Genomic DNA, 15,624 nt, shown 5'->3' on the forward strand with positions numbered 1-15,624 from the left:
TGAGTTAATTACTGTTTTTTGAAGGTGGTGGGTCTTCGTGAGAAGCCTTACCACCTGTTTTTATATATGCATATTTACTCAGATTGATCGATTGCATTTTTCAAATGATTCATGATTTCTTCCATCAACCATTTTGGTGTGCTTGTAGCACCACAAATACCAACCGTCTTCACATTCTTCACCCAATCCATATTGATCTCATCAGCACTCTCTATCTGATAACTATTCGGATTCACACTTTTACATTCATTGAATAATACCTTTCCATTAGAGCTTTTACGGCCACTGACAAAAAGTATCACATCATGTTTGCTGGCAAAGTTTGCAATATTAGGCATGCGATTTGCCACTTGTCTGCAGATGGTATCAAAACTTTTAAATGTAGCTCCATCTACAATATGCTCCTGACAATAATCTATAATGCGATGAAATTCATCCAAGCTCTTAGTCGTCTGCGAATAAAGATAGATATCTTTGGAGAAATCCAACTTACCCATTTCCTGCAGTTGTTTCACCTCATCAAACTTCTCTACAACAATCGCATGGCTTTCCGTCTGACCCACCAATCCTAATACTTCAGCATGACCTTTCTTTCCAAAAATAACAATCTGAGCATCAGGATTGCTCACAAACTGCTTTTTGATACGTCTTTGAAGTTGAAGCACAACCGGACAAGTCGCATCAATAATCTCTATATTATTCTTTTCTGCAAGAGCATAAGTCTGAGGAGGTTCTCCATGCGCACGAAGAAGAACCTTTACATGATGAAGATTTTTCATTTCCTCATGATCGATGGTGAGAAGACCAGCTTCGTGAAGTCGCTCCACCTCCATACCATTATGTACGATGTCACCCAAACAATATAGTTTGACACCCTTTGCCAGTTCTTCCTCTGCTTTTTTAATGGCAGTAGTCACGCCAAAGCAAAAGCCACTGCCATTATCCATTTCTATCTGCATACCTGTTTCTTATTATTTTTTCACTTGTATTCTTACTACCACCTTCGCATGGTCAGGATCATTTGTAATCATCAGTACACGAGGAGTTCTTGAACGCTGCTTTTTGAGTATAGCTGCAATGGCAGTCACTTTCAGTTTCACAGATTCACCAGGTTTGATGGTTCGCTTTCCTAATGAAACCTGCAGTCCCTCAGTAAACATCTGCATACTTCTAATTTCCAGATTTGACTTTCCCTGATTTGTCAGGATGACTTCACCTTTCAGTTTTTTCTTGCCATTGAAACTGCCTAAATCCAAAGTTGACGTTGACAGCGCAACCTTTGGAGCTTGCGCTTTCTGACTGGAAGTCATCTCTTCAAATCCAGGTAACAAAACTGCAGAAACAGAGATTTCTTTCTCAGAAGAGATTTTATCGCCAGGTCGCTCTCCCAAATAAATACTTGTCTGGTTCAAACCGAAATCATGCAATTTCTTAGAATCAAGCGTCAGTACAACTTCTCCAGAGCGATGAGGTCCCAAGCGTGAAGGTGATACCTGTGCGGTCAGATAACTTGGCAAATGCATCACAACAGGTTCCATGGCAGATTCTGTTGGATTAAAAATATGAATACGCTGAACAGGACGGTCTCCACGATTCACATCATCAAATTCCACATCTTGGACATCAGACTTCACTGCACCTAACATATAATCATAGCTACCTGCAAAATCTGAAACTTTTTCAACAACTTTTCCCTGCATAGTCAAGAGACATGGTTCTTCTGAAGCGTTGGTATAAAGCAACAATTGCTTATTGAAAGTACCCATCTGTTTGGCATCATAAGTCATTTTGACTACGAAGCTATCACCTGCAGGAATACTTGTTTTAGGATAAGAGACATCTGTACAGCCACAACTTTTCTTCACATCATTGATAATCAAGGAACGATTACCATCATTCTTCATCTGAAACTCAGCAGTTACAGGATGCAGATAAACAATTTGTCCACAATCCACCTTTTCATTTTGCGTTGTCAGTTTCTGTGCATTGGCTGCCATCGCCACCAATGTAGTACACAGCAACACCCCTATTCTCTTATTTATATCCATCTTATTCATAATCAATTATTATATTTCTAATTTCTAATTTCTCATTGATGTACGCTTAACTTATAAGCGATATCACGTCCACAGAACTCAGGACTATAAGTGCATCGGGCAGAACAAGAACCTGCTTGATATTCACCATTTCTATCAACATAATATTCCATTTCTACAACGTGCTTACCTTTAGATAAACGATCGAAATAGAAATTTGTTGTGTCGTCTCTTGGAGAAACATAGCAACCCATGCCCCATTGATAACCGCTCTGCTGGTTTACCGGTTCCAGGCAGGCGGCACGCTTATCTTCGATTTCCACGAAATCATAATCACGGTCTGCGGTGATCATCAGCGTTACCTTTACCTTCTCGCCCACCTTAGCCAGAGACTTTTCCTTGCCCTGTGATTCGGCAGTAACAACGACACGGCGAACCTTGATGCCCGACTCAGAAGAAGCGATTTCGCTGAGCGGCTGTTTAAATTCTGCATAAACGGCACCCCAACTGGTATAGTCGCTCTTCTTGTTGATTCTCAAGGTTGATGCCTTGCCCACCTTCTCGGTCTTAATATAACCCAACATCGTAGAATCCTGCGGCATCGGAAGCTGCTTGCCATCCAGTTTCAAAACGGCATTTTCTGCCTTCTTGTTCCAGTTGCTTTCATTACCTTTCATAAAGGCATAGACAGCATCCACGGTATTTACTGGAGTATCCCAAACCTGAGTACGTTTCGACATCAAAAGCCAACGCTGCAGTTCCTCAATGGTCTGCTTGTCATTCGGCTTCAGCAGCTGCATCGCCTCTATCACAGATACCTGAGTAGGAATCTTATAGTTTCTCCAGCTATAGAGTGCCTTACGGGTATCATAATAGCGGCCCATCTCCTCACGATAAACGGCATATTCGTTCACGCTCTGCAGATATTCACCAGCTTTTTTGCGATAAGCAGCATTCTGCTGGCTGTTCTTGGCGAGCACCACGGCTGCACGTGCTTTACCATAGATGGTGAAATCACTGGTCATCTTCGACATTTTATCCAGCAGATAAGCCTGGTCCTGTTCGAAATTCTCCTTCATCTTTCTGCCATCCATTGAGAGAATGTAGAGATAATGCAGCGCCTGTTCACTTGGACTTACCTTGTGCTTCTTCTCCTCCATCTTCTTCATCTCTCTAACTTCACGAGCTGTCTGCCAGGAGAGATAATTGATGGCAGAAGTCAGCATTTTAGAGATTGACTTTTGCGTGCCGGCGATGGCATTCAGACGAACCATCATCTCGGCTACAGCCGTAGTCATATATCTGCTGCCCTTCATTCCCTTCCACCAGGAGAAGGAACCATCGTTATTCTGCAACTTCCTCAGTTTCTCCACCTGATTTTGCAGACGGCTGGTTTCCAGAGATAGATTTTTCTGGATATAAGTGGTGATGGTATTGGCATAGATGGCAGACATCAGCGAGATGGCGTCCTCATCATCCGGATTGCTGATGGCAGGCAACGCCTTGATCATCAGCCAACTTGGATTGTTGGTATATTCCACGGTGACCTTTGCCTCCTCTGTTCCCTTTGCCTGCTTGCCCTCCTTGTCCAGGAAGAGTTTGCTCAGGTCGAAACTCTGTTCGCCCTGCTGATGCAAGGTGATAGGCAGCGTATTCACTACGAGTTCACGATCACTCAAGACCGGCAGATAGTGCTGTTCGCCATCGCTGTATCCGTTTCCGGCAGCCACCACCTTATTAATATATACACCCTCTTTCAGACCTTGAACATCGAAAGAAACGGTAGCAGAACCCTCAGCATTGATGCTGTAGTTCTGCGTTTTCTGCCAAACCACCTTCTGGTTTTCAGCATCCAAAATCTGCATACGGGCATTTCCGCTCACCTTCTTATCAGATGTATTGAAGAGTTTCACCACGATAGAACTCTTGTCTCCCTCACGCAGGAATCGAGGCATGTTAGGCTGCACCATCACGGTCTTTTGAGCCACAGCCTCATCCACCAGCAAACCGTTGCGCATTTCCTTGTCATGAGCCAATCCCATGAACTTCCAGGTGGTCACGCTTTCCGGCAAGGTAAATCTGATGGCTACGTTGCCATTGTTGTCGCTCTCCAAGGCAGGATAGAAGAAGGCAGTCTCGTTCAGGTTTTCACGCACCTGCACATTGTCAAGGTACTGTCCTACGTCTGAGCCAGAACCACCTACAAACTGCGGCATCTCCTCTACTACATCAAAAACCTTGTTGGCAGATGGAGCAGCCGCTGCAACACGGTTCATATTACTCCCACGAGTTTTCATGCCCCTCCCTTCTTCCTTAACCAGCTCGTCTTTCTTTATACGAACAGACTCTACGGTTCCGCCAAGAGAACGTTCCAACTTGCTCAGCTCCACCGCTTGCATATAAGCATAATAGCTAAAGAATTTACCATCAAACTTATCCACATCCAGTCCCTTCTCGTCATAATACTTGGTAGGATAAACGCCATTCAAGTAAAATGAACGGAAACTGAGGTTGTGCTTCCAGTAGCAGTTTGGCAAACTCTGATAGAAGCCCAGGGAGAAATTCCAGAAATGCGGGGCTATCTGGTCGAGCGACTTGTCATAGAGTACGCTCATCAACTGCGCCTTGGCTGGCTTGCCGTCAGGGGTGGTAATCTTCAGCGTCCACTCCTCCTTCTGTCCAGGGGTCAGACGGTTGCGGAAGGTATTCCAGGCGATGTTCAGTTTCTTCTCAGGCAAAGGACGGGCGATGCTCATCATTCGGGTATAGCACTTACCTTGCTTCACGAAACTATAGTTCAGTACGATGCCCGACGCATATTCCTCCTTGTAGGTGAAAGGCAGAGTCACGATACTGTCGCCCAACTCCCAGGCACCCTTCTCCAGCAGTTTGTTGCCGGCGATGATGGAATATACGATGTGTGCTCCGTTCTCCGAAGAGCCCAGCTGGATATAGACAGGCTTGCCATCACGAGGGAAAGTCTTCGCCGTCTGATAATACCATTCGGTAGTTGGCTCCACCGGATGGGTATCCTTCATACTGAAGAGCGTGAACTTCTGCTGCAGGGTATCCTGTCCGCAGATTACCTCCAGCTGATGAACGCCAGATTTCCAAACGAGGGAAGAAGAGGCTGAAGAAGCATATTCCTTGATAGAAACCGGTACATTCGCCTCGGCATCCTTCCATTCGCCTTCATCAATGCGATATTTCAACCTGCTCGAAATCGGCATACCACTGGCATTGCGGTAAGCGAAGGTCACCGTCTTCAGACTGTCTGTTTCGATACGCTTAGGAAGATTCACCGTGAGGATGGTTGGCTTGGTGCCCAAAGGCAGACTCATCACGCCCTCATGGCTCTCACCACTGATGTCGGTAACGATGGCTGAGACCTCGAAGTTGAAGAAACGGGCTTGGCGCAAGAAATCGCTCATATCAGCCTCGTCTTTTCCTGACAAGGAAGCCTCCAGCGGAATCTCTACGTCGAAGGTTCCGTCCTCACGGGTCACGCAACTGTCGGTCTTCACCAACTGTCCGGCAGAGCCTGCACCCCACCACCAGAGCTGATTTCTGCGGGTCACCTGATACTCCACCTTGGCACCCTGCACAGGCACACCAGCATAGGTCTTGGCTGAAGCTTTCACCACCACGGTGTCGCCCCAGTTATATTTCTCATTCACCTTCGGGAAGGTAATCTCGAAGGTTGGACGCTTGTATTCCTCAACTCTGAAATATTCGCTTGCTGTACCATTCACGGAGATGGAATACTGTCCTGTCTTTCCCTCCTTCGGGAGTTCGAAATCTACCGAAGCCGTACCATATTCATCGGTCGTAACCTTCTGTTCTGCCACCTGATTCCAGTTGGCATCACTCAGGACAAACTTCAGTTCCATACTCTTTCCTGGCACGCTGGCATCCAACCCCTTCTTGACAGTATAGAAAATGGCTGAGGCATGTACCTTCTGCCCCGGGCGATAGATGGCACGATCGGTATAAACCTGATATTTAGTCTCGTTATCCTTCTTCTCATAATAGCGGGTACGGCTGAGATAGATGTACTTGGCTGGCGTAAACTTGTCATTGTTGGTAGAAACCAATACCTCTCCATCCACATTCTTGAAGTAAGCCTCACCGTTCTCATCTGTTGTCAAGCGGGCATGAACTATTCGCTTGTCCTTCTTCGTCTTGAAATCATACCGCTGGTCGTAGAGTTCTATCTTCGCCCCAGCGACAGGCTGCCCATCTGTAGCATTCACCACCACATAGCGATGTTTATCATCCGGCAACTGCTGGATCATCACCGCCAGATTGCTGACATAGAAGAGTTCTCGCTGCGGAGCGATGCCGGTATTATCCGAAGTCACCTCCATCAGATAGGCACCCAGCGGCAGATTGCCACCGATTTCGATGGAATCCTTTACCTCTTCGTAATCCGGGCGACCATAGTAGTTGCGGCTGAAATCCTTCTGATGCAGCTTCGTAGTCTTCTTCAGGAGCATCTTATAGGTAGCCTCATCCTGCGCATTATAATCGTTATCTGCCGTAATATTGAGGCGGGAGATGCTGATTTTCAAGTTCTGAAGATTGCGCACATTCAGATGCGCCCAAGCCTTCTCCCCAGGTCGCAATACCTGCGGCATATCCTTCACCTGGAACATCGGTTCGGTGAGTCTTTTCTGTGCATTCCTAAGCACATTCATTCTCGACCATCCACCCCAGTGGCTCAAAGCATAGTTGATATAGTTGAGCTTATCCTGCGGTTTGGCATCGGTAGCACCTTCCATGAAGCGGAAATGCTCCACAGCAAGTTCACCAGCCTCCGGAATATCCTGATATACATGGATGAGCGAGTCGATGGTTCTGAGATACTTCGATTTCTTCACCTCTCTTACATCATCCTGATGGTATTTCTCGATAAGTTTGTAGGCACAGAGACAAGCCGCACCCCGATTTCCCACCTTATTATAATAGGTGTACAGCTGCAGATACGCCTCCTTGCTGTCTGCCTCAAAACCGATGAGATGAAGCAAATCATTCTTGAAGGAACTTCCGTCCACCCCTTTTAGAGTCAGCGGCACATACTCAGTAGAAGCATGCTTGGCAAGAAGCTCTGGGTACGCCATCGCTTTCTTGAAGAACTCCTGGCTCTTCTTCAGGTTTACCTTTCGCTGACTTTGATAATAAGAAGCATCCTCCCTTTGTTCCAAAGAAGCCTCATCCACTTCTATTCCATACGGATTATCATGATATACCTTGCCGAGCACAGCATATCTCACCGCTTTCAGCATCGGGTCATTTGTCTTCAAAGCTTCAGCCTCCATCCGCTTCACATTCGGCGTCAGTGAGTCTGCAGAAATCTCTTTCCAGAGCATCACCTGCCTCATCTCAGCCGCCAGCAGCTGACCGTAGTCTTTAGCCGCAGAAGCCTTGGAGATGATTTTCTGCATCACCCCAATTTCGCTCTTCGGCTGGTCCTTTTGAGCGATGATGTCAGCTTGCTTCCACAAGTTGTCATAAGTTTGAGCCGTAGTTTGCATCATGGCAAACACAGCTATGATAAGTGTTATAATGTTTCTTTTCATAAGCCAAGTGCACATTATGTTAACAATTGTCAGATTTCTAACCTATTCTAATTGCAAAAATACAAAAAATATCCGTTATCTAACCTTATAACTGAAAGTTTTTGCTATCTTTGCACCAAAATAATGTTATTTACTAAATTAAGCATTCATTATATAATACTAAATTAAGTAATTAGAATACGGAATCAACACTTCAATACAAGAATAAATAACAATATAAATACTAAAAAGACAATGGCAGAGAAAAAGTATGGTCATTTTGATGATGCCAATCGCGAGTACGTGATTACAGATCCAAAGACTCCATGGCCTTGGATCAACTATTTGGGTAACGAGGATTTCTTCTCGCTCATCTCCAATACAGCAGGTGGTTATTCTTTCTATAAGGATGCCAAGTTCCGTCGCATCACCCGTTATCGCTACAATGGGGTTCCGATGGATAATGGCGGACGTTACTTCTACATCAAGGAAGGCGATACCGTCTGGAATCCTGGTTGGAAACCTTGTAAAACCCCACTCGACAGCTACGAGTGCCGCCATGGTATGAATTATACCCGTATCACGAGTAGCAAAAATGGTGTGGAGGCAAGTGTACTCTTCTTCGTTCCTCTCCACACTTGGGCTGAGGTACAGAAGATGACGCTCAAAAATAATTCCAAAGAAGTGAAATCTCTCAAGGTATTCTCTTTTGCAGAATGGTGCTTGTGGAATGCAGCCACTGACATGGAAAACTTCCAGCGCAATTTCTCTACAGGAGAAGTTGAGGTAGAAGGTTCTACAATCTACCACAAGACGGAATATCGCGAACGCAGAAATCACTATACTTTCTACACCGTGAATACCGAGATTCAGGGCTACGATACCGACCGCGAAAGTTTTATCGGTCTCTATAATGAGTTTGCAGACCCAGAAGCAGTCATGGAAGGAAAACCTCGCAACAGTTTCGCTCATGGCTGGAGCCCTATCGCATCACATTATATCGAAGTTACCCTGCAACCGGGAGAAAGCCGCGACCTGATTTTCCTCTTGGGATACGTGGAGAACGAGCAGGACAAGAAATTCGTAGCCAAGAAAGTAATCAATAAGGAAAAGGCACACGAACTGATGGCTAAGTTCGATACCACCGAAAAAGTGGATGCAGCCTTTGCTGAACTCAACCAGTACTGGGATAACCTGCTCAATATCTTCACCGTAAAGAGCGGTAACGACAAGCTCGACCGCATGGTGAACATTTGGAACCAGTATCAGTGCATGATTACCTTCTGCATGTCACGTTCAGCAAGCTTCTTCGAGAGCGGTATCGGCAGAGGCATGGGCTTCCGTGATTCCAATCAGGACCTGGTAGGCTTCGTTCATCAGATACCTACTCGTGCCCGTCAGCGCATCATCGATATCGCCAGCACCCAGTTCCCAGACGGTGGCTGCTATCATCAATATCAGCCTTTGACCAAACGAGGCAACAATGATATCGGTGGTGGTTTCAACGACGATCCTTGCTGGCTGATTTTCGGTACTGTAGCATATATCAAGGAGACTGGTGATTTCTCTATTCTTTCAGAGCAGGTACCTTTCGACAACCAGCCTGGTAGCGAGGTAAGCCTTTTCGAACACTTGAAGATCAGCATGAATCATGTTATCAATAATCTCGGTCCTCACAAGTTGCCTCTCATCGGAAGAGCTGACTGGAACGACTGTCTCAACCTCAACTGCTTCTCTTGGGATCCAAACGAGAGTTTCCAGACTACAGAGAATAAGGGTGAAGGTTCCAAGGCAGAGAGTCTGATGATTGCCGGACTCTTCGTAGTAACCGGAAAGGACTACGTGGCTCTGTGCAAGCAGCTTGCCAAGGAAGCCGTGAACAGCCATGAAGGCACTATCGCCGGACTTGCCGAGGAAGATTATCTCGTAGAAGCCGAGCGCATGCAGCAGGCGGTGGATGCGATGAGCGAAGCCGTAAAGCAACATGGTTGGGATGGCGAATGGTTCCTCCGTGCCTATGATTTCTTCGGAAACAAGATAGGTAGCGATGAGAACGAGGAAGGCAAAATCTTCATCGAGAGCCAGGGCTGGTGTACGATGGCTGGTATCGGTCTGGAAGACGGACTCTGCGACAAAGCTTTGGATAGTGCCAAGGAGCGATTGGAATGCGAGCATGGTATGGTGCTCAACAACCCTGCCTATACAACCTATCATGTAGAAATGGGCGAGATTTCTTCTTACCCAGAGGGTTACAAGGAAAATGCCGGAATTTTCTGCCACAACAATCCATGGGTCATCATTGGCGAAACGGTAGCCGGACGTGGCAACGATGCTTGGAAGCACTACACCAAGATACTTCCAAGTTATGTAGAGGAGAAATGTCAGACCTTGCACAAGGTGGAACCATACGTAAATTGCCAGATGGTAGCTGGTAAGGATGCAGCCAAACCAGGCGAGGGCAAGAACTCATGGTTGACGGGTACTGCCGCATGGATGTGGTACACCGTGAGCGAGTTCATTCTGGGCATCAAACCAGACTACGAGGGCTTGAATATCGACCCTTGCCTGCCAAGCACGGCCAAGGAGTATGAGGTGACCCGCAAGTTCCGTGGCGGTGAGTATCATATCACCGTGAAAAACCCAGAGGGCAAGGAGAAGGGAGTGAAGCAAATCATCGTAGATGGCAAACCTATTGAGGGTTGCGTCATCCCTTGTCAAGCAGGCAAACACGAGTTAATCGTAGAGATGTAAATTGCCCAAAACTCATAAATACATATAAAATCGGCAAAATAAGCAAACGTTTATTTTGCCGATTTTCTTATTTTTTATACCTTTGCGGCAAATTAGAAATAAAAAATGAGATGAAGAAGATTTTATACTTTGTAGCAGTCCTAACTGCCACCGCCTTTATCACAACAACAAATACAAGTTGCAAGTATGCTCCCGACCAGCATGATGGCGACACGGTAGCTGCAAGCGAATTTTATCCAGAGGACACAACTGCCGCTCATGCCAAGAAGATGGCGAAGATAGCAGCCATAAAAGCAAGCAAGGATAGTGTAGGCATATATTATGTAGGAAGCGGTTCCACCAAAGACCAGATTCAGCTTGTCTCCTACCCTTCCCGTCGTGACACCTTGTTATATAGTAAGACCCGGCACGTAAAAGTAAAGGGAAGTGCAGACATCGACCACGTGGTTCGTGTGGATTTCTATCTGCTTAATGGCAAGGATTCGCTTGTGAAATACGTGGAGGAAGTGGATTTGAAGGAGCATCTCTAAGAGATAGCTTCATCGTTCTCATATCATCATATCTTGCCTATTTCTATAAAAAACATATAAAATCGGCAGAATAAGCTATGGTATATTTTGCCGGAACAATTCTTTTTTGTATCTTTGCGGCAACTTTAAACAAAAGATATAGTATGATTGTAGGAAGAAAAGAAGAAATCGCAGAACTTGAAAAGTTGTACCATAGCGACCGTCCCGAGTTCGTTGCCATATATGGACGCCGACGTGTTGGCAAGACTTTTCTTATCAAACAAGCACTGAAAGGACGCATTACCTTTCAGCATACAGGCGTATCACCAGTTGACCAAGACAATGAAAAAAGTCGCATGAAGACTCAATTGGAAAGTTTCTATTACGCCTTGCTCAACCAAGGCCTGGAAGGATACAAAGCACCCAAAACATGGATGGAGGCATTTTTCCTACTCGAACAACTCTTGCAGAATCTTGACAATGGTGAGCGGCAAGTAGTATTCATAGACGAGTTACCTTGGATGGATACCCCACGCTCTGGTTTCCTTCCAGCCTTTGAGAACTTTTGGAATGGCTGGTGTAGTGGCAGGGACAATATCATGTTAATCGTTTGCGGTAGCGCAACCTCTTGGATTCTTAGCAATCTCTCTAAAAACAAGGGTGGGCTATATGGACGCTTAACTGCAGAAATCAAACTGTCCCCTTTCACATTGAAAGAATGTGCCATGTACTTTGAACATGCCAATATACAGATGAGCCAGTATGACATATTGCAAAGTTACATGGTTTTCGGTGGAATACCTTATTATATTAGCTACTTCCAAAAAGGATTGAGTTTTGAACAGAATACAGACAAGATTCTCTTTGGTAACAAACCGAGACTAAAGGATGAGTTCAACCGATTATTTGCTGCTATCTTCAATAATCCAGAAGATAGCAAAAAGATTGTACGCTTATTGGCAACTCGGCACAGTGGGTTTACCCGAGAAGAAATCAGCAAAGCTACAGGATTGCCTTTAGGTGGTGGCTTGAGCAAGACTTTAGCAGCTTTGGTTGAAAGCGATTTCATTACATGTTATTCCCCATATGGTATGCCGAAAAGTACAATCTGTTACAAACTGATAGACAACTTCTGTCTATTCTGGCTAAAATATGTAGAAGAAAACAGCAAGGATGCAGGATTCATCAGTGATAATATGACTTCCGACATCTTGAAGGCATGGCATGGTGTTGCCTTCGAGGAAGTTTGCTGGCAACACATCCAGCAAATCAAACGAGCCTTGGAAATCGGTGGTGTCAAATCATCACTCTCAGCTTGGAATGTAAGAGGAGACGAAAATCAAGATGGCACTCAAATAGACCTCTTGATTATCAGAAACGACAATGTGGTGAACTTATGTGAAATGAAGTTTGCCAGTTCCCCTTACACCATCAGCAAGGAAGAGGAAATACGCTTGCGCCATCGCATAGAAGCACTCAAAGCCACTCTTTCTCCCAAGCAAACCATTCACCTCACTATGATTACCACCTATGGTGTTGCTTATGGCAAGCATAGTGGCATTGTACAAAAAGAGGTTACTATGGATAGTCTATTTGAATAGAATCGAAACGATAATCCTTATTGATGGCAAACTCTCCTTCCGAGAATTTCATTCCACATAGATTGATGGTGTTGTCGCCACGCTCTATCACCATATCTATCTGAGCGGCCCGCTTATCAGCCTCCCCCACTACTCCTACTCCGCCATGAATATAAATTGGTGGATACACCAGCTATACCCAACCGCTGCTTGACCTGAGAGTCATGTAAAGCTCTGCCATCTCGTATTTTGACCGCATCATCCCCTTGGTCTTCAGAAACGCTTCCGATTCTCCAAGAGAAAAAGGTTGCAGGAATAGACGATGGGTAAGACGACCATAAAGTCCACCATGATTATTGATGAGTTTGTCCATCATCCAGGAAGTGGCAGAGCCACAGACTATCAGAACGATGTCGCGACGTGCCGAAGCCCATCCATTCCAGAAGTGCTCCAAGGCAGAGATAAAACAAAGATAGCAAGAAAAAGCAATTATTGGCTATATCTTACACAGTTTTAAGCCAATAATACATATTTTTAAACATTATTGGCTAAATTCCACATTCCTTTCAGCCAATAATGCATATTTTTCTGAAAGAGCAAAAGTATTTAAAGGATCATGCTGCAAAGATACATCTTATTTTCAAAAGTCCAAACGAAAATAAGCAAAATCAAGCATTTCCAAACCAAAAATTCCATTTTTTAGATGCAGATCCAAACCAAAAATTATCATTTTCATTGCATTTCCAAACCAAAAAGAACTCTGCTTCGATGCATATCCAAACCAAAAGCCTATACTTGGGCTATTACTACTATAGCAAAAAAGGTGGGTGTACTACAGAATACCATAATACACCCACCGCTTACATTAAATTTATCTTACAATAATCTTTTTCCCATTGTGAATATATACACCAGGAATATTTGGCTTAACAAATAGCTTAACACCCTGTAACGTGTACCATACACTCTTCTTTTCCACATTTATATTAGAAATACTCGTAGAAACATTTTCCTCCACAATGTGAGTAAAGTATTTCCATACCTCAGAATTAGCATAAGATTGCTTAGTGCCAACAGGAACATAGAGAATGCAATTGTCGTAATCAACAGCACCATTAAAAATGCCTTCATCGACAACATAAGGAATGGACGAACGGCAATGTATCTCCCGAATTCCTCTATCACAGTTAAACATCCAATTATGTGCAAACTCAACATCAGCAACTGGCAATGTGACATTACATAAGTTTATACTTGCTCCAAAAGCCTCATGTCCGCATTTCTTCACATTGTCACCGATAACGAGTTCTTTCAGGTAATAGCAGGCATACATAGCCAGCCCGTCAACTTCAGTCACAGGAAGACCATTAACGGTTGCAGGTATTTCCACTTTTCCTTGATAAGGATTGTAGCCCCTTACCACCTTCAGTGCAGAGCCATCGTCGGTATATTTATAGTAGATACCATCAATATACATCAAGCCCTCATCGTCACTGATTGCACAGACATCCAATGTGTCCGTAGCTGCCGCATATTCATTATTTCCGTCTTGAATAGCAACCAACATATAAGTACCCTCTTCTGGGAATGTTATGTTATTGCCTTCTATCTGAGGAACTTGATAAGCAGTTTCCACTCTTGGTACCAGAGCGTACGAATATCTTACAGGAAGACCAGAAGATGCGGTTGCATTCATTTCTATAGTAGAGCCGACCTTAGCTTTTATCTCTTGGTCCCAAGTGATTGTTTGCTTCTTTAACTCTCTCTTTAGAACCGTAAGAGTTCCAGCAACGTAGCTAATAGCATTGTAATTATCTGCCTCTACACCATATACGTTAATTGGATATTCACCAGGAGCACTTGCTTCATTTGCATCACAAGAGAAGACTGGTTGCTTGGTCAAAACAGACACATCCTCACCATTCTTGAAGCCACTGTAACTTGCCGTAAACTCAGGAAGTTTATCTCCTTGCGTAATGGTATAATTTTCAGCAGTTACAACTAATGGTGCTTTTGTCACCGTCAAAGTACCTGGGACAAATGTCACATAATAGTTTTTAATCGTTCCCTTGTTTATCTCAATCTCATAAGTTCCTACTTTTGAATTTTTATCAGCAGTGCAGATTATTTCTGGTTCACCTATAAGAGCAGCACCCTCTGTCTCAAATTCAAGTGTAGGATTATCATCCCCATACTCTCGAGAACAATTTCTCACCTTGATTGTAGCAGGAGACATATCCATTTCTACAATATGACCTGCAAAATAATCCCAACCAGGAGCTGTCTCGTAGGCAGACTTTGAGCCAAGAGGGACATAGAGCGTAACACCTTCTGGAAGGCTCTCAAATGTACTATTAGGACTATCACATATAGCAGGAACAGGATTAAGACTTACGATAGTCTCCAATCTATGAGATACCGCCCAAAAAGCAAGATACTTCAATCGTTCCAACCCAGAACCTAAGACTACCGTTTTTACATTATGGCAATCTGTCATAGCAGCCTCCCCTAAAACCTTAACTGTATTTGGAATTACAATTTCATGCAACCCATAACACCATCTCATTGAATGAGAACTTGTATATTCAAGCCCTTCATTCAACTTCAATGAAGTGACATTTTCTGCCCAAACCAAAGCACCACCTCCTAAACCTATTACATTATAGGAAATTCCCTCATTTTTAACAACAGACGGAATTTCTATATCACCAGAGAGTTTATCTTTATTACTCCATCCTTCAACATAATCTTCTTTATTCTCCATCTCAACATTGAAAGGATACACACTCGTCACCTTAAATATCATAGGCAAATTTTCCTCACCATTGTTGATGATATTGGCTGTAATAATATCACCTACCTTCACGATGTTAGGATATTCTGCATCATGATATTCCGCAGAGGACACTTCTGACTCTGCATCACCATTGACAGCTATCGCCTTGATTTCACAAGATGCATACAGATTAATAGGTTCTGTATATTTTCTTGCGTTCTCATTAGGTTCAGTTCCATCCAAAGTATAGTATATGACTGCATTATCTGTCTCTGTTGTGATGCGCAACGTTGCTTCGTCTGTTGAGATTATCGGCTTCGGCATACCTGTCACAGTCAACACACCTTGCTTATAACTGATTTTGTAATTCTCAGCATCGGCACCGCTGATTGTAACGGCATACTCTGCTGGAGC

At 44.2% G+C, this 15,624-nt stretch carries 9 protein-coding genes; 3 read left to right on the forward strand and 6 right to left on the reverse strand.

The features are described 5' to 3' along the window. Positions 1-74: 74 nt before the first annotated feature. The 3 genes from DW917_RS10095 to DW917_RS10105 are packed head-to-tail and all read right to left on the reverse strand — an operon-like array spanning position 75 to position 7,615. On the reverse strand, positions 75-959 hold the full coding sequence (locus DW917_RS10095; RefSeq protein ID WP_118118371.1) for a 4-hydroxy-3-methylbut-2-enyl diphosphate reductase: 885 nt from the start codon (positions 957-959) through the stop codon (positions 75-77). 12 nt (positions 960-971) lie between these two features. Then, positions 972-2,048: a DUF1573 domain-containing protein gene (locus DW917_RS10100; protein WP_118118392.1), complete on the reverse strand. Its 1,077-nt coding sequence runs from the start codon at positions 2,046-2,048 to the stop codon at positions 972-974. 41 nt (positions 2,049-2,089) lie between these two features. Continuing rightward, entirely contained in the window at positions 2,090-7,615 is a 5,526-nt protein-coding gene (locus DW917_RS10105) for an alpha-2-macroglobulin (RefSeq protein ID WP_158570117.1), read from the reverse strand. 234 nt (positions 7,616-7,849) lie between these two features. Between DW917_RS10105 and DW917_RS10110 the strand changes: the two genes are divergently transcribed. From DW917_RS10110 to DW917_RS10120, 3 genes are all read left to right on the forward strand, one after another. Then, a complete protein-coding gene (locus DW917_RS10110; RefSeq protein WP_118118375.1) occupies positions 7,850-10,345 on the forward strand; it encodes a GH36-type glycosyl hydrolase domain-containing protein in 2,496 nt (831 codons plus the stop codon). Positions 10,346-10,455: 110 nt separating this feature from the next. Further along, a complete protein-coding gene (locus DW917_RS10115) occupies positions 10,456-10,875 on the forward strand; it encodes a hypothetical protein (RefSeq protein ID WP_118118378.1) in 420 nt (139 codons plus the stop codon). Between the two features lie 143 nt (positions 10,876-11,018). Then, positions 11,019-12,455 (forward strand): ATP-binding protein, encoded by a 1,437-nt coding sequence (locus DW917_RS10120; RefSeq protein ID WP_158570119.1) that lies wholly within the window; start codon positions 11,019-11,021, stop codon positions 12,453-12,455. Here DW917_RS10120 and DW917_RS17075 read toward each other — a convergent pair. The 3 genes from DW917_RS17075 to DW917_RS10135 form a co-directional block, all read right to left on the reverse strand. After that, entirely contained in the window at positions 12,433-12,624 is a 192-nt protein-coding gene (locus tag DW917_RS17075; RefSeq protein ID WP_134844223.1) for a hypothetical protein, read from the reverse strand. The two genes, DW917_RS10120 and DW917_RS17075, sit on opposite strands and share 23 nt — an antisense overlap. Before the next feature lie 3 nt (positions 12,625-12,627). After that, a complete protein-coding gene (locus tag DW917_RS10125; protein ID WP_118118382.1) occupies positions 12,628-12,888 on the reverse strand; it encodes a hypothetical protein in 261 nt (86 codons plus the stop codon). Between the two features lie 417 nt (positions 12,889-13,305). Beyond that, positions 13,306-15,624, reverse strand: a 2,319-nt coding sequence (locus DW917_RS10135) for an MBG domain-containing protein (protein WP_147344162.1), incomplete at its 5' end; no start/stop codon positions are given.

This window comes from Prevotella sp. AM42-24, assembly GCF_003461825.1.
Taxonomy (GTDB): Bacteria; Bacteroidota; Bacteroidia; order Bacteroidales; family Bacteroidaceae; genus Prevotella; species Prevotella hominis.

Excerpts from the sequence above, each read along its gene's own strand:
- DW917_RS10095 (WP_118118371.1), bottom strand. The coding sequence starts at position 959 with ATGCAGATAGAAATGGATAATGGCAGTGGCTTTTGCTTTGGCGTGACT.
- DW917_RS10100 (WP_118118392.1), bottom strand. The coding sequence starts at position 2,048 with ATGGATATAAATAAGAGAATAGGGGTGTTGCTGTGTACTACATTGGTG.
- DW917_RS10105 (WP_158570117.1), bottom strand. The coding sequence starts at position 7,615 with ATGAAAAGAAACATTATAACACTTATCATAGCTGTGTTTGCCATGATG.
- DW917_RS10110 (WP_118118375.1), top strand. The coding sequence starts at position 7,850 with ATGGCAGAGAAAAAGTATGGTCATTTTGATGATGCCAATCGCGAGTAC.
- DW917_RS10115 (WP_118118378.1), top strand. The coding sequence starts at position 10,456 with ATGAAGAAGATTTTATACTTTGTAGCAGTCCTAACTGCCACCGCCTTT.
- DW917_RS10120 (WP_158570119.1), top strand. The coding sequence starts at position 11,019 with ATGATTGTAGGAAGAAAAGAAGAAATCGCAGAACTTGAAAAGTTGTAC.